The following is a 20,511-nucleotide window of genomic DNA, read 5'->3' as shown; positions in this document are numbered from 1 at the left end:
AAGGCGGGCGGCGCCTAGTCGGGGCACTGTCCCGTTTCGATCCAGTCCACGAGCCGGATGGTATGTATGACGTCCCTAAGATCGCTGACGGGGATGGTCTGGTTGCGTACGGATTCCACGAAATGCTCGTGCATGGCGAGCGCACCCTCGTAACGGGGCGTATCTTCCGGGTCGTCGCCGTTGATCTCCCAGCCCTGCATTACGGTCTGCCGATCGTCCTCCCGGATGTCGATTTCCTCGGGCAGCTTCATGTAGCAGCCGATGCCCACGCCGTGCAGCTCCGCGCTCAGCACCCGGCCGCCGGAGGCCCGGTTTCCGAATACGACACCCGTGGCGCCGCTGGCGAAACGGACCAGCGCCGTGTAGTGATTCCAACTGACGGAATCGAACTTGTCACGGTAGCGGGTTACTTCGACGGGTTCGCTGCCCACCATGTACCGCAGCAGGTCAACCACGTGGGTCACGTCGTCCCACAGGGTCGTGGAGACCGCCGGCTTGTCGTAGAACAGCTTCTTGTTGAAGGTGGTCACGGCATGGGAGACCAGTCCCTTCGCGCGTACGCGGCGTATGGCCTCGCGGACCACCGTGGTGTAACGTCGTTGATAGCCCACCATGGCGTACACGTCGTGCTCCACGGCCGCGTCCAGCAACTGCCGCGTTTCATCGCTGTTCTTCCCGGGGGGTTTCTCGATGAAGATGTGCTTTCCGGCCTGAAGGCAGTCCAAGGCCGGCTGGAGCAACCACTTCTCGTGCATGACGCAGTAGACCACGTCCAGCTCCACTTCCGCCAGCATGGCTCGGTGGTCCGTATAGACATGAGGAAAGTCGTAGCGTTCGGTTACCTGTGCCAGGCGCGTCTCGTCCAGTTCGCACACGGCGGTCATCTCGACGTCCGGCAACCGGGCGACCGCCGGATAGTGCGCGCTCTGGGAACGGCCCCCGGCGCCTATAAAGCCTGCGCGCAGCATGGACTGCCTCCCTGGGGATGCCCGCCCTTTAAGTTGGGCTGGCTACGGGTTTCACTGTTGGCCGGACGGCGGCACGTACTGGTTCATGGCGCCGCGGCGATGATCGAATTCCGGATCGTGGCTCCACGTCCGTCCGTGACGCGCCATGGTGTCCCGGATCAGACGCCGCCGGTACAGGCTGGACAGGTTGGCCGACGCGATGGCATCCGGATCGAAGCGATCGAGGATCCGGTCGCGAAGCCGGGACTCCACCTGGCGGTGCGCGTCATTGCAGGAGAGATCATGCCATTCGCCCGGATCGTCGTCCAGGTCAAAAAGACGGGGCGCGTACCCGTGGATGTAATGGTACTTGTACCGTCCCTGCCGCGCCATGATGCAGGGCATGCCCACGGCCTCGTGGGCCTGGGCGAAGACCACGCGGTCCGCTTCGTCCGCGGAGGACGAGACCAGGCTTTTGCCGTCGTGGGGAAGCCGGTCCTCGACGCCCGCGAGGTCGCAGAAGGTCGGCAGCAGATCGATGAGGGACACGGGATGGGGACAGGTCGTCCCCGCCCGCCAGCCGTCCGGATAGCGAACGATGAGGGGCACCCGGCAGGACCACTCGTAGAAACACCGCTTCTGCACCATGCCGCGTTCGCACAGCATGTCGCCGTGGTCGCTGGCGAATACCACCACCGTGTTTTCCGCGAGGCCGGTCTCGTCCAGGGTATCCAGCAGGCCGCCGACCTTGTCGTCCATGTAGCTCACCAGCGCGAAATAGGCGCGGCGTAGCCGGTAGAGACCCTCTTCGTCCCGCAGGTCGTAACGGCCGGTACCGTGATAAGCGTTCAGGTTCCGGTCCATCATGGAATGGCGTTCATCCAGGTCGGCCGGGAACCCGGGCAGTTCGATTTCCGATCCTTCGAACCGGGCCCAGTAGGACTCGGGCGGCCAGAACGGTTCGTGGGGATGGTGATAGGACGCGCACAGCAGGAACGGTTCCTCTCCCCCGCCCGGCTTCCTGGACCGCAGGTACTCGACCGCGCGGAAGTGGGTTTCCTCGTCGTAGCTGAGGGCGTTGTGCCAGACGCCGATCCGGACGCCGTCGCCCGTGTACCCCGCCGCGTTGTAGGCCGGCCGGTCGGCCATCACCCGCTCGCAGTCCTCGCCGCCGGTCTCCTTCAGGCGGATCCACTCCGGCTTGACCCAGTCGAAATCCGAGGAATAGATGTCGGTAGTCAGCCGCATCCTGAACCCGTGCAGCTGGTCCGGTCCGATGAAGTGCATCTTGCCGGACAGCACGGTATCGTAACCGGCACGGGCCAGGTAGTGGGCAAATGTCGGCTGGTCGGCGGCCAGCAATGCGCCGTTGTCCCATGCGCCGATTTCCGATGCATGCCTTCCCGTCATCAGGCAGGCCCGACCGGGCGCGCAGAGGGGGAAAGGAGTGTAGGCGGCATCGTAACGCACCCCGGTTTCCACCATGCGGTCCAGGTTGGGGGTCCGTACGACGGGATGGCCATAAGCCCCGGTCAAAGCGGCGACCATCTGGTCGGACAGGATCAGGAGGATGTTGGGCTGGTCGGCCATGATACTCCTGGCGTCCGCGAAACGGGTTGCCTGACAGGCGTTTACCGCCTCAGCCAGGCGCTTGCCGCTGCCGGCCCTGCCGCTGCCGGCGGCCCTTATCGCTGCCGGCGGCCCTTATCGCTGCCGGCGGCCCTTATCGCTGCCGGCGGCCTCCACGCCGTGCGGGCGGGGCGGCCTCGAACCGGATGTTTTGGGTCATCGCGGCGAGCGGAATCGCGGACATCAACGCGGCGCATGCGCCCATCGGACCGCCGACCATCAGGTACAGACCGAAATCACGCAGGGGACCGTCCGTGACGAGGGCCAGCGGAGCGGCGAACAACAGCACGGCCAGGCCGGCCAGCACCAGAAAGGGCATGGCCTGCACCATGCCGGTACGCACGGAATGGCTGACCGGATCCCGCCGCGCGGATTCAATCCGGCTCCTGACCAGGCTGTAACCCAGGAAAGCCAGGACCACCGCCAGGGCCCCCACGGACGTCAGCGTCAAGATTCCCGGCACCGTAATCCGATCTGCCAGGCTAAGGGTTATCCCCGCCGTGACGAACATGGTGTAAAGGGCACAGCCCATGGCCGCCACGGCGAATCGAGCGCCTATGCGGAGCGACAGGTAGAGGGTGATGATCATGATACCGAGCATGGCCCCGTTCCATTCCGCCAGCCAGCCGATCGAACGGGAAAAGGGGAGCAGCATCCGTACGATGCTGCCGACCGCCATTACGCCGAGGGCCAGCGCGATGCTTTTGCCCGGCCGGTCGTCGATCCGCGCGCCGACGATGACCAGTACAATCAGCATGGTCACAAAAAGGCCGAAGAGCAGGTCGCCGGAAAGCAGCAGCGCCATCACGCCGTCGTCGACGGCATGTTCGGCCTTCGTCGTCGGCGCGGCAATCCCCGCCGCGGCCAGTATGACGGCGAAGGTGTAAACGCCCCCCGGCCGGTCGATCAGTTTTCTGTACAGTGCGGCGAGTCCATTTTCCATCATACGCTCAACTTTCTGATCTGCCAGTCCGCCACCAGGGAGGACAGCAGCATGTTCGTCCAGCACATGCAGGTGAGCAGGCTGCCGGCCGCGCCGGAGAACAGCACGAGGCCGAAATTGACGACGGCGTCGGTGCCGACTACGACCAGGCTCACCGATACGAGCAGCAGCATGACATGGGTCCAGACCAGGACAGGCCTGATCTTCTCGAGCGAGGCCATGACGTCCTGGCGGACCGAAGATTCCGTCCCGGATTCCGCCCGGAGGTATTCGAAGATCCAGAGATGCACGGAGGAGAAGACAAGCACCGCTCCGAGTAAACCCACCGCGCCGGCAAGCGTGAAATATGGCGCAATCCCGGCGATGTTCCACAGCCTCAGTACCGCTCCGGTCATGATCAGAAAGTGCAGCATCCCCATAACGAAAAGCAGGCCGGCGGCCCGGTACCGGATAACGAACAATGCGCAGAGCAATCCGAGACCGATCGCGCCGGCGCCGGCCGCGCTGTCCGCGGCCCCTTCACCCAGCGGTGAGGGCGCATCCGCCGGCTGATCCAGGAGCGCCACGTCCAGGGGCGGCGACTCGGATTCCAGGATGACCGCAAGGGCGCGGGCCTCTTCCAGCGAGTCTCCGCCAGGTACTTCTATCCGTCCGTCGGGTATTCTGCCCTGTATACTCAACTTCACGTACACCTGGTCATTCATCTTGATGGCAACACGGTTTCCCGCGTTGGCGCTGGACAGGTTGGCCAGACTCTCCCTGCCCTCGTCCTGCAGGAACAGGCGTACCGCGTACGCGCCCCGGTTCACCGTTACCGAAGCGTCGCTGACCACGGCCGACGCCACCGGCTGCACGTTGAGGTCGATATCCTGATTGATGAAGTAGAGCGGATGGAACAGCCTGCCTCCGCGTTCCACCGGGACGGAAGCCCATGCGAAGGAGCCGGCGGGCGGATTGGCCAGGTTGAAGGCCCTAATGCCGGCCTGTACCGTTGAATCGGCCAGTATGGCCTGTACGGCATCCAGGTTGTCTTCCCGGACCGCGATGTCCCCGATCCCTTCCTCCACCGTAATGCTTGCAAGCAACGCGCTGAATTCGCCCGGCCCGGTCGATGCCGATCCCCCGGATCCGGCCGATTCCGGTCCTACCGTTATCGCCGATTCCTGGCCGCCATTTCCGGCGGACGTGGCCGCGGCGGACGAGGTCCGCTCACGAAGGGCATCGTCAATACGTTGCCGCAAGGCCTGTACTTCCGCGCCGTCCTTGAACAAATGCAGTGTGATCTCGCCCGATTCCCGGATTATCCTGCTTATGAGACCGGTGTCCGCGCTCAGGGGAACGACGATTTCGAACGTGTCGTTCTCCCGCGCGGTAATGACCGGTTCGGAGATCCCGAAGGCGTTAAGGCGCCGCCGCCAGTTCTCGACCAGGCCTTCCACCGCCCGGGTCCTGCCCCGTTCCGTGAACCGGGAAAGGTCCGTGCTTACAGCTAGCCGATAACCGCCGGCCAGGTCGATGCCCGGTACCGTGGACTGGCTGTAAAGCGCTTTCCTTTCTTCGGGCGCAAGCGCTTCGATGGACTCGGGAGACGAAAACCACAGCCTGATGGTCGGGGAGACCAGGACCGCGCCTAGCAGGGTGACGGCGAGAAACACCAGAAATGAAATGCGCTTGAGAATGGTACTGTTCCTTTCGGGACCGCTTCCGAGTGCGGCACGGTTGGCCACGTTACCAGTCTGCCTGGGACCTCGGCGCGTGGCGGATGATGCCGACCAGGTCGCGGACGGCTTGCTCGAACCCGATGGTCATCGCCCGCACGGCCACGGCGTAGCCTACCACCACTTCCTCCACCTCGGCGATACCCGCCAGATCCGCCGCCGTCCGGTAATCGACGCCCCGTCCCAGGGTAACGCCCATGTTCAAACGTGACGCGGTCCTGGCCGTACCGGCGATTTCCTGGAACATCCGGCCCTTCTCTTCGGGGTCGGCGGCCTGTACGAACCGGCTTGCGTCAAGGTGGACGTAGTCTGCCTTGAATTCGGCGCATTGCCGGACGTGCGAAGCGGTGGGCGTGATCAATATGCTCGTCAGGATCCCTTTTTCCTGCAGGGCCTTCAGCATGCGTTCCACCGGCCGTTCCAGGGAATCGCCTTCGGGCCATGAGGAATCGGACCAGTCGTTTCTCAGGCCGGCGTGCCCGTAACCCTCGGGAACAAGGGTAACCATATCGGGCGAAATCGTCAAGATACTACGCAGTACTTCCAGGTCCGGCGGTGCGATCAGGTTAAGGTGCGTGTGCACGAGTTGCCTGATGATTTCATATTCCCCGCCCAGGTAGAGCGAATCGGCGGCAGCCCACGAAATCGTTACGGCGTCCGCGCCGCTCACCTGGGACATCATTACCGCAGTCATGGGATCGGGTTCCCCCCGTTTCGCGATATTCCGAAGGGCGGCGACCTGGTCTACGCATACACTCAGTTTTACCATGGGTGATCTCCGGTGTCAGTTGTCCACGAGGTCGGAAACCCGTACGAACTCGATCCCTCTGATTTCAAGATACCTCATCCGGTCCATCAGCACCTGAAGGGTATGGGACCTGGCATCGGCGATGACGACGGCGCGGGTGTCGTCCAGGGCGGTAAGCGACGCGCGGTCCAGGTTCATGGATATGATTACGGGATTGTACAAGGGATCGAGCACACCCCAGGCCCGAAGCCGGCCGCTTCCCCCGACCCGATCCTCCGGACCGCCTGGTCCGCCCGGTCCGCTTGAACCTCCCGGTCCGCCCGGGTTGTCCAGGTAGTACAGGTTCCGTTTGCCCAGTTCGTCCAGCACGGGGGCCAGCACCTCGGCTTCATTTTCCATGCGGCCGGCTGGATACCGAAGGACGCCCTGAGCCCCGGGTAGCGTGGAAAGGGCGTCTTCCACGACGCGGCGGTTGGTCAGCTCCGAGTGCGTGGGCGACACGGATCTCCTGCGCGGCAGACCGGCGGCGTCAGACGCCGGTTGAACGGGTAGCAGCGCCATAACCTCGTGATCGCCGCGCGTGAGTTCGGCAGCCAATTCGTTTGCGCCGTCAGCCCAGGGAAACAGGGCGAAATTGAGAGGCCGGGTGAATTCGGAGAGTTCCTCGACCATGCCTCGCTGATCTTCGTCCGTATAAGCGATCACGACGGCAAGACGACCCGTTTTACGGCGAACAGCCGGGTCGCGGGTTATATCGAGGCGATGGGTTACGTCGCCATCGAAGGTGATTTCGAGCAGCAACGCCCCGGTCCTGGTCCGTTCCTCCGCACGGGAGACCTTTCCGCCCGCCCGGACGACCGCCCTGGCGATCTCGAGATTGCATTGGGTAAGCGAATAGGTATCCGAAACGATGATCCTTCGTTCCATGGACCTCCAACGGCCCGTGGCCGTCGCGGTGCGCGGCACGGTGTCCCGTATCCTGTCCGGTGTGACCTGCAGATTCATGAACGCACCGTACAGGGCCGCTTCCATCGCGTGAAACGCCTGCTGGTCCGTTTTCCAGGCGGACGTCCGTTGGAGTTCGGGCACGGCAACCGGGATGGGCCGGTCCAGCAGCCAGTCCACGACCTTCCTGGCCTGGTTTTCATACAGCATGATCCACACGGCGAGGACCAGCAGCACGACAGCAGCCGTTCCGAGGCCGGCGTACAGGATGTACGACCGGCGCTGGCTTTTTCTGCTCGCCATCCTCGTTCTGGCCGAATGTGAAAAGCGGAAGCGCATATTGCGGTCCGTCAGCAATCGTCCTGGTGGTGGTCCCGGAATACCCGAAGCGCATCGGCAAGCACCGCGAACTCGTTCAGGTCCATGGTTTCACCGCGTCGTTTCAGGTCGATGCCGGTATGATCCGAGAGATAGCCGGCGGAACCGGGAACCAGGCGATTCATCGCGTGGTGCAGCATCTTGCGCCGATGTTGAAAGGCCGCCTTGATCACGTCGTTCAACAGGTCGGCGTCCCCGACCGTAACCGGCGGCCGCTCATGGGGCGTCAACCGGAGGACGACCGAATCCACCGCCGGACGGGGAACGAACCGGTCGCCGCCCACCCGGAACAACGATTCCACGGCGTAGTGGTACGCCATGATGGCGGTGATCGCGCCGTAGGCTTTCGTACCCGGCCGCGCCGTCAGGCGTCCGCCCACTTCATGCTGAACCATGATGACCGCGCACCTGATCTTTCCGCGATGGGCAATCAACCGGTCAAGCACGGGACCCGTAATCCCGTAGGGCAGATTGGCCACGAGTACGAACCCGGGCTCGCCATACTTCCCCATCAGGTCGGCCAGGTCCAGATCGAGCACGTCTCCGATCACGATGGTCATGTGATCGTATCGGCCGTAGGCTTCCTGGAGGACGCCTGCCAGCCTGGAATCGACTTCCACGGCGGTCACACCGCCGGCCAGTGTGATAAGGTGGCGGGTCAACGCGCCGGCCCCCGGACCAATTTCAAGTACGGCCGTATCCTTCGTTACGCCCGCCGATTCGATGATGCGGCGGGCGATGGACGTATCGTTCAGGAAGTGCTGACCCTTCGACCTGGATGGGCGAAAATCCGATCGGCGCAGGCTGGCCAGCAGGTCTTCAGGAGGATCGAGCACCGTACTCAATGGATTCGAAACACCTTGTTCGCGTTCTGGGTTGTGGTCCGTGCCAGTTCATCCACGGTAACGGCCCGGTGACGGGCGACCGCTTCGGCCGTGTTTACGAGGTATGATGGTTCGTTCCGGCGTCCGCGGTGGGGTACGGGCGCGAGATAGGGTGCGTCCGTTTCGACAAGGATGCATTCCGCTGGCAATCCGGAGACCACCGTGCCCACCGTCGAGTTCTTGAACGTCGCGATGCCGCCGAACCCCAGGAAACATCCCATGGAAACAGCTCTTTCGGCCATGGCGACGTCCCCGGTAAAGCAGTGCAGGATCGCGGTCGTTTCCTCGCCGGGAAACTCGCCCAGCATGGTCATGACCTCGGCGTGGGCGTCCCGGTCGTGCACGATAACCGGCAGTCCCGTGCTTCCGCCCCACTCCATGTGTCTTCTGAACGACGTCTCCTGCAGCGGGTAGGTGGACCGGTCGTAATGCAGGTCGATGCCGGTTTCGCCCACGGCGATGACGGTCGGATGCTTCAGCAGTTTCTCGATTTCCCGGTAGTCCTCTTCACGGGCTTCGTGGACGTGGCACGGGTGGATGCCCGCGGCGGCATACACGGAATCCCGGTCTTCGGCGAGCGCCACCGCGGCCCTGCTGCTCTCCAGATCATACCCCACGGCGACCATGCGTTCCACGCCCGCGTCCAGGGCCCGCTGGATCACGTCGGCGCGGTCGTCGTCGAATGCTTCGTCCGTGAGATGGGTATGCGTATCGAACAGCAAGGCAGCGATTGGGTGCAGGTTATTGAATGACGTACGTTCCGTGTGGCCGGCAGGCCGGATTTCAGGTAACCGATGAACCGGATCGGACGCGGACGTCCGGACCGAGGAGGATGGGAGCGCCGTCGTCGTCTTCGGCCGCGAGCAGCATGCCCCTCGATTCCATGCCGCGGATTTTCGCGGGCTCCAGGTTCGCCACCACCACGATCTGCCGGCCGACCAGTTTCTCCGGCGTATACCCGGGGGCAATCCCGGACACGATCTGCCGCTCCTCCGCGCCGATGCACAGCTGCAGTCTGAGCAACCGGTCCGTTCCGGGTACCGGTTCCGCCGCCACGATGTCTGCGATGCGCAAATCGATCTGGCGGAAATCGTCGATCGATACGAGTTCGGTCCGAACCGACCCGGCGGGTTCCGCTTCCACGGATTTCGTTCCGCCGGGTTCCGCTTCCACGGATTTCGTTCCGCCGGGTTCCGCTTCCACGGATTTCAAGGCATCGGACCGGCCCAGCCTTCCGATCTGCTCGTCGATCGTATCGTCGTCGATCTTGTGGAACAGGATTTCGATTTCGCCGATGGGTCGGCCGGACAACGACGCATCGATCTCGATTTCGTCCCACATCTGCGCATCGACGCGTCCTTCCAGGCCCGCCATCTTCCACAGCCGCTCCGCGCTGAACGGCAGGATGGGAGACATGACCACGGCGAGGACCCTCACCGTCTGCATGCACACGTGGAGCGTGGCGGCGCAACGTGCGAGGTCGGTCTTGCGCGTGTTCCAGGGCGCCTGGTCGTTGAAGTACCGGTTGCACTGGTTTCCCAGGGCGATCAGCTCCCGTACGGCACCCCGCACCTGGAACGACTCGAAACATGCGCCCACACGGTCCGGAGCGCCGGCCACGGCCTGAAGCATCTCCCGGTCCTCCGGCGAAAACGTCCCCGGTTCCGGGATCACTCCGTCGAAATACCGGTTGATGAAGGTCAGCGTCCGGTTTACGAAATTTCCGAAGATATCGGCCAGTTCGTTGTTGTTGCGCGCCTGGAAGTCCTTCCACGTAAAGTCGGAGTCCTTGGTCTCGGGCGAAATCGACGCCAGGCAGTAACGCATCGGATCGGGCGGGAAGTCATCCAGGTACTCGTCCAGCCAGACCGCCCAGTTCCGGCTCGTGGACAGCTTTTGGCCCTCGATGTTGAGAAACTCGTTGGCAGGGATCTCCGAAGGCAGGACGAAATCCCCGTGCTCCATAATCATGGCCGGCCAGAGGATCGCGTGGAAGACGATGTTGTCCTTGCCGAGGAAATTGACGAGCTTGCAGTCCGGGTTCAGCCAGTAGTCCTTCCACCGATCGGGGTCGCCCTGCGCCACCGCCCATTCCCGGGTGGACGACACGTAGCCCAGCGTGTTCTCGAACCAGACGTACATGACCTTGCCCACCGCTTCCTCGATCGGCAGCTTTACGCCCCAATCCAGGTCCCGGGAGATGGGCCGGTCGGACAGCCCCTCGTTGAACCAGCCCTGGCAGTAATTGCGCACGTTGACCTTCCAGTGCGTTTTCGTATCGATCCAAGTCTGCAGCCGGGCGGACATGCGGGCGAGCTTGAAATACCAGTGGTTGGCCGGTCTTACCTCGAGGGATCCCTTGCAGACATCGCTGTGGGGATCGATAAGCTGCGTGGCGTCCAGAATGGTGCCGCAGGCCTCGCATTGATCTCCCCTGGCCCGGCCCGAGCCGCAGTGGGGGCAGGTGCCCTCCACGTAGCGGTCGGGCAGAAAACGGTTGTTTGCCGGACAGTAGATCTGGTCGACCTCGCGCACGTCGAAACAGCCCTTCTCATCCAGGCGGCGGAAATAGTCCCGGGCCGTTTCGTGATGGATCGGGCGGGAGGTCTGGGAGAAATTGTCGTAGACGATGCCGAAGTCTTCGAGCGCACCCCGGATAACGGGATAGTACTTGTCCACCAGTTCCTTGGGCGTGATCCCCTGCTTCTCGGCCGCCAGGGTGATGGCCACGCCGTGGTCGTCCGATCCGCTGACGTGCACGACGTCCCGGCCCTTCAGCCGCTGGTAGCGTACGTAGATGTTGCCGGGCAGATGGACACCAGCGATATGACCGATATGCAGCTTGCCGTTCGCGTAGGGCAACGCGTCTGTAACGAGAATTTTCTCTGCCACGACCACCTCTCGGACGCGGGTGGATCAATCCTGTGGGACCCGGTTTTGTTCCAGCATCAGGATAGGGTGTGGAAGGGGGTTTGTCAACGGATCAATCTGAGGCGGGCGGGGCATGGGACGATGTTTCATCGGATAGTCTCTCGCGGGATGGCGTCCGGGTGGAAGACGCCTGCCGGGGACCTGCGTATCTACGGTTCATTCTGAGTCTGAGGACGAGCACGAGGAGGGCCAGTTGGACGTGGGCGTTGCGCGCGATGTCCCGCCTGGCTTCCTCGATGGCGGCGATCCCCTTTTCGATTTCTTCCACGTTCATCGCGGATGCCCGTTCCCGCAGCGGCGCCGTGCGGTCCGTGTTCGAGAGCGTCGGGGACCCGCTTGTCGAGGAGAGGACGAACATGTCGCGGTACAGGGACAGCAGATGGTCGAGTATCTTCTCCACGACCGGTTCTTCGCGGTGAGACGCGGTGAGGGATTCCACCTGCTCGAACAGGCTCAGCGGTGTCCCGTCGTATATACATTCAAGCAAGGCGAAGGCGTCATCACGGATCTTCGAACCCCGATCCGAACTGGCCGCCAGCGCTTCGGCAAGGCGGCCTTCGGACCTGCGTGCGAGTTCCCCGGCTGCTTCCGGGGATACGGCGTACCACTCGATCAACGCCGATTTCACCTCGTCCTCCCGCAGGCGCGAAAGAAAAACGGGTTGGCAACGGGACACGATGGTCGGCAGCAGCCTCCCGGACCGGGACGCGGTCAGAATGAGCATCAGGGATCCCGGCGGCTCTTCGAGCGTCTTGAGCAGTGCGTTCGAGGCCGCGGCGTTCATCCGGTCCGCCGAGACGATGACCGCCACCTTCCTCCGTCCTTCGTAGGGCTTGGCCGATGCCTCCCTGCGCAGCGACCGGACATCCTCCACGGAGAGCATGTCGTTCATTCCGAAGGGCGGGGCGCCGTAGGGGTCTTCGGCCAGCCGGACGGCCAGGCCCTGCCTGCGCTCCTCCCGGGCGTTCGCGCGGCCGGACGAGCCCTCGCCGCGACTGGACGAACCCTCGCCCCGGCCTGAAGACCGATCCGGGGGCGGAGCGGAGGATGACGGAACCAGGATGTGCAGGTCGGGGTGTTGGAGCGCGCGAATCCGCCGGCAATGGCGGCATGGGCCGCGCGGACTATGCTGATCTTGCCGGCCAGGCTGACCAGGCTGGCCAAGCTGACCAGGCTGGCCGCAGGGCTCCCCGGGACCGTATTCGCAGTTGACCGCGCAGGCGAGCTCAATGGCCAGTGCCTCGGCGCCCACGCCGGGCGGCCCGGAGAACAGGTACCCGTGGGCCAGGCGGTCCTGCTTAACGGCCTCCATGAGCCGTTGCCGCTGCTTCTCGTGACCAATAACGCGATCGAAAGCCATATCGGGGACCGTTCATCAGGCGGGGCGGACCACGTAGTGGACCCTGTTGGATCGCTCCGACGCTTCCTGGAAACTGAAGCCGTCGAATGCGCCGAGAACGCGATAGCCCGATTGCCGGCAGATCTCCGCCAGCCGGGCCACGGGATAGATCCGCTGCTCGTGGCGTTCCCGGGTGGAAAACCGCTTCCCGCAGCGGTGGAAGGTTAACTGGAATTCATTGACCTGCACGCGCGACCCGGGGACATACTCGCAGCGACGGATATAGGAGTAATCCCCTTTGCTTTCCTGGTCGACCTGTTTATGGAAGTACCTGCGCGAGTTGATTTCCGTGCAGATGTCGAACACGAAAAGGCCGCCGGTGTTCAGCACCCCGCGCAACCCATTCATCATGGCGGCGATGTCCGCTTCATCCATGATATAGTTGATGCTGTCGTACAGGCACAATACCGCGTCATAGCTGCCCGAAACGTGCATATCTACCATGTCGCCGGCCTGAAACGCGATGGACCGGCGGCCGTCCAGGGCTTTTTGCCTGGCGACGGCGATCATGCCTTCCGACCGGTCCATGCCCGTCATCCGGTATCCGCGGTCATCGAGGATACACGCCATGACGCCGGTACCGCAGGCCAGTTCAAGGATGTCCTTCGGCGTCGCCCCGAACCGTTCGAATATCGACTGGATGTAGTCGGCCCACCGATCGTAGTCCACGTGTCGCATCACGTGATCGTATATCGGGGCCAACTGGTTGTAGGGAAGCTCCGGATCAGCCGGGTGGGTTTTCCTGTGGCGCATGCTCAAGGGATTTCGCGTCCGGGCGGGCGGTCATCAACGAGCTTCGAAGCCTGAAACGTTATCAATCAGGCGCTCGTCGCTGAGGACGTGATACATGGATTGCGCCCGGTCTTTCGAGACGTTTCCTTCCGGGACGTTCAACACTTCGAATTCCAGCCTTCTGTCGGGCCAGGCCACGACGACGATGTCCCTTGCCGCGACCTGGTGGCCGGGTTTCGCGGACCTTCCGGAAATGGTAACCATACCCCGGTCGCAGGCCTTCTTGGCGGCGTCCCGCTGTTTGATGATGCGGGACCGTTTCAGAAAGAGATCTACTCTCATCTCACGGGATGTCGCAGGTTGGTCACGCGTTAGACGCGCGTTCGCGGATCTCGGTTCAGGGCAGGTCGTTCAGGGCAGGACGTCCAGGCCGCGCTCGTCAATGTACAACTCGCGGCGAAGATCCTTGAGCCACCGTTCCCTCTCCTCACTCCACTTGGCGAATTTGGCCAGATTCGTGATTTCCTGAAAGTGGTCGTCCAGGGTGAACTTGTCGCCCCCGGTCCTGTCGTTCAGCCGCATGATGTGATAGGAGACGGCGCCCTGGTCCACCACCTTGATGGGTTCGGTCATCTCGTCGATGGAGACGGCATTGAGGGCGGCCTGGTACTGGGGCAGCAACTGGTCGAGCATGAACTCCCCGATGTGGCCGCCTTCGGAAGCGGAGGCCAGGTCTTCCGAGTACTTCGCCGCGGCATCGGAAAAAGTCTCGTCGCCGTCGAGTATCCGCTGCCGCAGCAAGGAAATCGTCTCCTGCGCCCGGTGATCGTCCTCATCCGTCTTCGGGATCTGGACCAATATGTGCCGCACGCGGATCCGGTCGTCCCTCCGTTCCTCCAGCTTGATGATATGCAGGCCCACGTCCGTCTGCACCGTGTGGCTGACGCCGCCCGTCTCCAGGGCGAAAGCCGCCTCTTCGAAATCGGCCATGAACGTGCCGCGGGTGAAGAATCCCAGGTCTCCGCCGTTTTTGGCGCTGTTCAGGTCTTCCGAATACCGCCGCGCCATCTCGCCGAAATCCTCGCCGTCGGCTATGCGGCGCCGAATCTCGTCAATCCGCGCGTTCATGGCGGCCACGACTTCCGGGTCCGGGCGTGAGGTGATCATGATATGGCTCAGGTCGAGTTGGACGGGGTTCGACGGTATGCTGTCGTAGTGCGTCTCATAGTACCGGGCCACTTCCAGGCCGGTAACGCGGACTTCACCGAAGCGGTCTTCCTCGAGCCTGCGCTGCAGCAGCTCCTCCTCCTTCTGGCGCCGGAGCAGCCGGTTCCAGTCCCGCATGGTCATGCCCGAATTCGCCACCAGTTGTTCCAGGGCTTCTTCGGAACCGAGCCGTTCCGTGTACTGGTCGATGATCTGGCGCACCGCGCCGTTTACCTGTTCAGCGGGTACCCGCACGCTGTCCCTGCGCGCGTACGCGAGCACAACGCGCGTATCGACCATGTCCTTCAACAACTGGTTCGGGAGGTCTTCCGGCTCCTGCTCCGTCTCCTGCATGCGGTACATCTTCACCGCTTCGACGACGTCGGAGTAGAGGATGATCTCGTTGTCCACGACGGCGACGACGTAGTCCACCAGTTGCTGGCCCTGGACGGGGCGTCCCGCCAGGACCAAGGCCAGTAACAGCAGCAACGGGATATGCCGGGTGATTGATCGCAAGGTCATGCTCCTCCTGTGCCGGTCTGCGGCGCTCTTTCGGCGGCGCCCTTACTGCGACGCTCTTTCCGCGGCGCCCTTACTGCGGCGCCCTGTCTGCGGCGCCCTGTCTACGGCCCGCCGGGTTCCGGCCGCATCAGGTTCCCGTCATGGATTTCCACGTCGGCCGTCTGCCGCAGCGCATCGACGTACCGCCTGACCAGTTCGCGGCGCTTGTCCCGCAGTACCCGGTTGACGATCTCGCCGCGGACCTCGTCCAGCGGCGGCAGCGCGCCGGCTTCGCGACGCTCCGCGACCCTGAATATAAACGAACCGTTTTCAGAAAGGACAGGCCGCGAAACCTGGCCGGCACTCAGGGAAAAGACGATTTCCTGCACCGAAACGTCGCTGATATCCGCCCTTTTCAGAAATCCCAGGTCCCCGCCATCGACCGAAGACGCGTGTATGGACCGCGTCCGCGCCAGTTCCTCGAAGGTAGCGCTCCGGCGCGACAACTGGTTACGGACCTGCCGGGCCGTGGTCACGTCCGGTAGAACGATCACCGAGACCCTGAGTTCCGGTTCGAGGTAAACGAATTCCTGCCGATTGGCCTCGAAATAGGCCTCGACCTCTTCGTCGGATACCACGATCGCCGAATCGGCGGCCATGTGTTCCAGCACGACGTTGGCCAGGTGCTCCCGGCGCATCCGGTCCAGGTCCCGGACCGTCTTGTCGTCGCCGTCCAGATTCAGCCGCAGGGCTTCCTGGTAGAGCAACTCGGTCCGGATCCAGTCGGACACCCGGTCCTTTCTCATCTGGGGCGTAGCGGCGAACAACGCCGTGGCATCCAGTTCGGCATTCAGTTCATCGACCGTCAGCGTGGACTGGTTCACCCTCGCGACAACCGAATCGGGGTCTTCCGGAATCGAGCTGCACTGGCACTGTGTCAAGACAAGCGCCACGTTCAGCATAACGGTACAACAGACCGCGGATTTCATGCTGATCTTCATACTCCAGCGGGCAGGTCAAACTTCGGCAACCGGGCAAGTATCATTAACCAATTACAGGAGTTTGAGCAACAGGTTTTTGGCCAGATCGACCCGTTCGGCTTCCGTTTCGCCGGTCAGTCCGGCCCTGATCCGGAAACCGTCTCCGTGGGGGAATTCGATGTCCAGCGCGGGATCGTCCGTCACGCTGGCGATTCGGTCCCGCGAAGGATAGAGACCGTTCCGGTAGGCCACGGTCATCTCGCTCCCGCGTATCCTGAGTTGCTGCAATCCGATCCTCGCCGCAATCTGCCGGATGGAAACCAGGTCGAAGAGGACGCGCACCGGATCGGGCAACCGGCCGAACCGGTCCTGCATCTCCTCACGCAGCGAGGCGACCTCCTGCTCGTCTTCCACGCGGGAAAGACGCTGGTAAAAGCCGACCTTGAGTTTCCGGTCCGCGATATAGTCATCGGGAATGAAGGCAGCTACCTGCAGTTCGACTTCGGCTTCTGGCGTCTCTTCCCGCGTCACGCCCTTGAGGTCCTGCATCGCCTCTTTCAACAGACGGCAGTACAGATCGAAACCGATGGAGGAGATGAACCCGTGCTGCTCCGTGCCCAGCAGGTTGCCGGCACCCCTGATCTCCAGGTCCCGCATGGCGATGTGGAATCCCGACCCGAGCGCGGTATACTCGGCGATCACGGCCAGCCGCTTGCGGGCGTCGGGGGTCACCGTGCCGGCGGCGGGAATCATCAGGTAGGCGTAGGCCCGGTGATTGGACCGCCCCACGCGACCACGGAGCTGATACAGCTGGGCCAGGCCGAACCGGTCCGCGCGGTTCACCAGGATGGTATTCACGCTGGGGATGTCCAGCCCGGACTCGATGATCATGGTGGACACCAGGCAGTCGTATTTACGGTCCAGAAAATCGATCATTACATTTTCGAGTTCCCGTTCCTGCATCTGCCCGTGGCCCACGACGAAAGACACCTGGGGCAGGAGGCGCCGGAGAAACTCGGCGACCGCCTCGATGGACTGAACCCGGTTGTGGACGAAGAAGACCTGTCCGCCGCGGTCCACCTCCCGCATGATCGCCTCGCAGATCACCTCCTCGTTGAAACGCACCACCTCGGTGTGCACCGGCAGCCGGTCCCTGGGCGGGGTGGTGATGAGGGACATGTCGCGGGCGGAGACCAGCGACATGTGGAGCGTCCGCGGGATGGGCGTAGCGGTCATGGTCATGACGTCCACGGAGGTCTTCAGCTGCTTGAGCCGTTCCTTGTGGACCACGCCGAACCGCTGTTCTTCATCGACCACGAGCAGGCCCATGTCGCTGAAGTCGATGTCGCCGGAAATGAGACGATGGGTGCCGATGACGATATCCACTTCGCCCTTCCCGAGCCCCGCGACAACGGCCTTCTGCTCCCTTGGCGGTACGAACCGGCTCAGCATGCGGATGTTCACCGGGTAGTCCGCGAGCCGTTCGGTGAAGGTGGTCAGGTGCTGTTGCGCCAGGATGGTGGTCGGCGCCAGCACCGCGACCTGTTTCCCGTCCTGAACCGCCTTGAACGCGGCGCGGATCGCCACTTCGGTCTTCCCGTAGCCCACGTCGCCGCAGATCAGCCGGTCCATGGGCACCGCCTTCTCCATATCCGACTTCACGTCCGTGGAAGCCTGCTCCTGGTCCGGCGTATCCACGTAGATGAAGGAGTCTTCCATTTCCCGCTGCCAGGGGGTGTCGGCCGAGAAGGCGAACCCGGGGCTGGCCTGCCGGGCCGCATAGAGCTTGACCAGGTCTTCGGCGATGACCCGGACCGCCTTGCGCGTGCGCTTCTTGGCCTGTTCCCAGGCTCTCCCGCCCAGTTTCGACAGCGTGGGCGCCTCGCCGTCGGAGCCGATGTACTTCTGGACCCGGTGCAGCTGCTCGATGGGGATGAAAACCCGGTCGTCTCCAGCGTAGACCAGGGTCAGGCAGTCCCTCTCCCGGTTATCCACGGAAATGCGTTTCAACCCGACGTACCGGCCGATGCCGTGGTCGATATGGACGACGAAGTCCCCCTCTTTGAGGCTGGTGAAGTCCTCGATCACCACGCCTTCCTTGAAGACCTTGCGGCGGCGTCTCCGGTACCGGTTGAAGATCTCCGCGTCGGTCAGCACGACGAGCGGCAGGTCCGGGAGAATGAACCCGGCGTGCATCGGCCCGACCGCCATCTCGATCTCCGGGGCGTCCGGGCCCAGGATCTCGCGCAGCCGCTCCGCCTGTCCTTCATTGTCGCAGACCACCACGACCCGGGCGTTGTCCGCCTTCCAATCCTTTAGCCGTGACTTCAGTACGTCCATCGCCCCCTGGTACACGCCGGAGGCCTCGGCGCCGACCGCGAGCCACCCATCGGCCGCCCGCGTGCCGCGCACCATGTCCATCGTGCCGTAATAGGCCGACTCCTCCATTACGCCGGACCAGCGCAGGATCGCTTCTTCCGGACCGGGAACCAGGTCGTGCGCCGCGGTTCTTCGCAGGTGGGTGTCTTCGTACTCCGCCTCGAATGACTCGGCCTCGCGGGCCAGTTCATCGGGTTCGCAGCGGACGATCAGCGTACGGTCCGGCAGGTAGTTCATGATGGTGGCGGCGGAGGGATGGAAGTAGGGAAGGTAGCGTTCACTGCCTTCGAACAGCCCGCCGTCCTCGATATGAGCCACCAGTTCGGACGCGTCGAGCGATAACGATGCTCCAGCCCGCATTACCCTTTGTATCACATCGTCGCGCATTTCCGGATCGTCGATCATTTCCCGGTTCGGGAGCACCGTCATCTCGCCGATGTTCCGCGAAGACCGCTGGGTGTAGATATCGAACAGGCGGATCGATTCCACTTCGTCGCCGAAGAACTCGATTCTGCACGGCTGTTCCATCCCGTGCGGATAGACGTCGACGATACCTCCCCGCACACTGAAGTGGCCCGGCGCCTGCACCATGTCCGTCCGCTCGTAACCGAGCCGGTTGCACCGCGCGGTAAGATCGTTCAATGGGATGGTGGCGCCCGCTACGACCTGGAGGACGGCGGCGGCGAGCACGGACGGCGGCATGGTGCGCTGCATGACGGCCCGGACCGTCGCGACGACGAACAGCGGCCGGTTGTTCATCAGGGCGTGCAGCGCGCCCAGGCGCCTTCCCGACAGGTCCCCCGGCGGCGATACCTGGTCGTAGGGCAACACCTCCCAGGGAGGAAACAACGCCACGTCATCGGGGTCCAGCAGGCTGGAGACGTCCTCGTACATCTCCTCGGCGGCGTCCGTGTCCTCCACGATGACCAGCGTCGCGCCGCCCCGTTTCCGGTGCGCGTGGGCGAGCAGCAGAGACCGCGAAGAGCCGGCGAGCCCCGACACCCGCGCGGTGCGGGCGTCATCGGCGGCCAGCGTGAGATACCGCTGTACGACGGGGGATGCTTCCGTGATGTCCAGGAGGGTTGGCAGGCGCATACGAGAGCGGTTCGGCTACATGGGGTTCCGCAGCCGGTGGGTGATCCGCTGCAACACATCCTCGTTCCGGGCTTCGAAAGCCCTGGCGGTGATCATCTCGTAGGCTGTAATGTAACGGCGGGCGGCTTCGATCCTGATCTCGTCCGGTATATGCGGTATGGGACCGTCGCCGCGAAAACCGCGGTCAGCGAGCCAACCACGGACGTATTCCTTGTCCATCTTCTCCGGTTCCTCGCCGCGGCGGAAACGATCTTCATACGTATCCCTGATCCAGAATCTGGAAGAGTCGGGGGTGTGAATCTCGTCGATCAACACGACCCGGTCCTCGAAGAGGCCGAATTCGTACTTGGTGTCCACCAGGATCAGGTTGTTGGCGGCCGCCCGTTCGGTCCCGAAGGCGAAAAGCGCCAGGGCCGCCCTTTCCATCTCCCGGTACGCGCCTTCGTCCACGAGGCCCCGGCGTAGCACTTCTTCCGCCGAGATGGACTCGTCGTGCGCGCCTTTTTCCGGTTTCGTCGAAGGGGTAATGATGGGCCGGTCGAAGGCCTGGTTCTTTATCATGCCGTCCGGCAGCGCGTTGCCGCAGAAGTCGCGGCTTCCCCGGGAATAGTGGTACCAGGCCGACGTCGTGGTCACGCCGGTCAGATACCCCCGGACGACCATCTCGACCGGAATCAGTTGGCACTCCCTGGCTACGAGCACGTTCGGATCGGGCACGTCGATCAGGTGGTTCTCAATGATATGCCGGGTCCGTTCGAACCAGTAGACCGCGGTCTGGTTGATGACTTGGCCCTTGAAGGGAAGGGCGCACAAGACCCGGTCGAAGGCGGAGATCCGATCGGTGGTCACGATGATCCGTTTCCCGTTGAGCCGGTAGTTGTCCCTGACCTTGCCTTCGAATTTCTCGCCCAGGTCGAAGCTGGTATCGTGCAGGACGAATTCCAACTGCTTCCTGAGGAGGTCTTCAGAAACCATGCTTCGCGTTGTTCCTTTCGGCGTATGGACGGCTCTCGAAACGGTCCGTCCATCGAGACGAAACCGCTTCCGAATCGAACCCTTCACACTAAGGTCGGCAGGCCGGGAAGTCAAGGGCAAT

The 20,511-nt window shown here is 63.2% G+C and carries 16 protein-coding genes; all 16 read right to left on the bottom strand.

Annotation, left to right across the window (positions count from 1 at the left end; translation table 11 throughout):
* Positions 1-14: 14 nt before the first annotated feature.
* Positions 15-968, bottom strand: coding sequence for a Gfo/Idh/MocA family oxidoreductase (locus F4Y38_10740; protein ID MXY49752.1), 954 nt, complete (start codon positions 966-968; stop codon positions 15-17).
* Positions 969-1,019: 51 nt separating this feature from the next.
* Positions 1,020-2,537 (bottom strand): sulfatase-like hydrolase/transferase, encoded by a 1,518-nt coding sequence (locus tag F4Y38_10735; protein ID MXY49751.1) that lies wholly within the window; start codon positions 2,535-2,537, stop codon positions 1,020-1,022.
* Positions 2,538-2,670: 133 nt separating this feature from the next.
* Positions 2,671-3,522 (bottom strand): hypothetical protein, encoded by an 852-nt coding sequence (locus tag F4Y38_10730; protein MXY49750.1) that lies wholly within the window; start codon positions 3,520-3,522, stop codon positions 2,671-2,673.
* Positions 3,519-5,246 (bottom strand): hypothetical protein, encoded by a 1,728-nt coding sequence (locus F4Y38_10725; GenBank protein ID MXY49749.1) that lies wholly within the window; start codon positions 5,244-5,246, stop codon positions 3,519-3,521. The genes F4Y38_10730 and F4Y38_10725 overlap by 4 nt, the downstream gene beginning before the upstream one ends.
* Position 5,247: 1 nt before the next feature.
* The gene (locus tag F4Y38_10720) at positions 5,248-6,006 is read right to left on the bottom strand and encodes a hypothetical protein (GenBank protein ID MXY49748.1); all 759 of its coding nucleotides are present in this window, start codon (positions 6,004-6,006) and stop codon (positions 5,248-5,250) included.
* A 15-nt stretch (positions 6,007-6,021) separates the two neighbouring features.
* Positions 6,022-7,269, bottom strand: a complete 1,248-nt coding sequence (locus F4Y38_10715; protein MXY49747.1) for a hypothetical protein — start codon at positions 7,267-7,269, stop codon at positions 6,022-6,024.
* An 11-nt stretch (positions 7,270-7,280) separates the two neighbouring features.
* The gene (gene rsmA, locus F4Y38_10710) at positions 7,281-8,153 is read right to left on the bottom strand and encodes a ribosomal RNA small subunit methyltransferase A (GenBank protein MXY49746.1); all 873 of its coding nucleotides are present in this window, start codon (positions 8,151-8,153) and stop codon (positions 7,281-7,283) included.
* Positions 8,150-9,160: a TatD family deoxyribonuclease gene (locus F4Y38_10705; protein ID MXY49745.1), complete on the bottom strand. Its 1,011-nt coding sequence runs from the start codon at positions 9,158-9,160 to the stop codon at positions 8,150-8,152. The genes rsmA and F4Y38_10705 overlap by 4 nt, the downstream gene beginning before the upstream one ends.
* Positions 8,976-11,090, bottom strand: a complete 2,115-nt coding sequence (metG, locus tag F4Y38_10700; protein ID MXY49744.1) for a methionine--tRNA ligase — start codon at positions 11,088-11,090, stop codon at positions 8,976-8,978. Before metG ends, F4Y38_10705 begins: the two co-directional genes overlap by 185 nt.
* An 85-nt stretch (positions 11,091-11,175) precedes the next feature.
* Positions 11,176-12,483 carry a hypothetical protein gene (locus tag F4Y38_10695; GenBank protein MXY49743.1) on the bottom strand — a complete coding sequence of 436 codons (1,308 nt, stop codon included), beginning with the start codon at positions 12,481-12,483 and terminating at the stop codon, positions 11,176-11,178.
* Between the two features lie 15 nt (positions 12,484-12,498).
* On the bottom strand, positions 12,499-13,275 hold the full coding sequence (locus F4Y38_10690) for a class I SAM-dependent methyltransferase (protein MXY49742.1): 777 nt from the start codon (positions 13,273-13,275) through the stop codon (positions 12,499-12,501).
* 33 nt (positions 13,276-13,308) lie between these two features.
* Complete coding sequence (locus tag F4Y38_10685) at positions 13,309-13,596, bottom strand: RNA-binding S4 domain-containing protein (protein MXY49741.1); 288 nt, start codon at positions 13,594-13,596, stop codon at positions 13,309-13,311.
* A 69-nt stretch (positions 13,597-13,665) separates the two neighbouring features.
* Positions 13,666-14,982 carry a hypothetical protein gene (locus F4Y38_10680; GenBank protein MXY49740.1) on the bottom strand — a complete coding sequence of 439 codons (1,317 nt, stop codon included), beginning with the start codon at positions 14,980-14,982 and terminating at the stop codon, positions 13,666-13,668.
* Positions 14,983-15,083: 101 nt separating this feature from the next.
* A complete protein-coding gene (locus F4Y38_10675) occupies positions 15,084-15,962 on the bottom strand; it encodes a hypothetical protein (protein ID MXY49739.1) in 879 nt (292 codons plus the stop codon).
* Between the two features lie 51 nt (positions 15,963-16,013).
* Complete coding sequence (gene mfd, locus F4Y38_10670) at positions 16,014-19,415, bottom strand: transcription-repair coupling factor (protein ID MXY49738.1); 3,402 nt, start codon at positions 19,413-19,415, stop codon at positions 16,014-16,016.
* 15 nt (positions 19,416-19,430) lie between these two features.
* Positions 19,431-20,390 (bottom strand): phosphoribosylaminoimidazolesuccinocarboxamide synthase, encoded by a 960-nt coding sequence (locus tag F4Y38_10665; GenBank protein MXY49737.1) that lies wholly within the window; start codon positions 20,388-20,390, stop codon positions 19,431-19,433.
* Positions 20,391-20,511: the final 121 nt, after the last annotated feature.

The sequence above is a fragment of the Gemmatimonadota bacterium genome (assembly GCA_009838645.1).
Classification (GTDB): domain Bacteria; phylum JAAXHH01; class JAAXHH01; order JAAXHH01; family JAAXHH01; genus JAAXHH01.
Note: the sequence above shows the minus strand (reverse complement) of the source record. Positions and strands in the feature narration are given on the sequence as shown.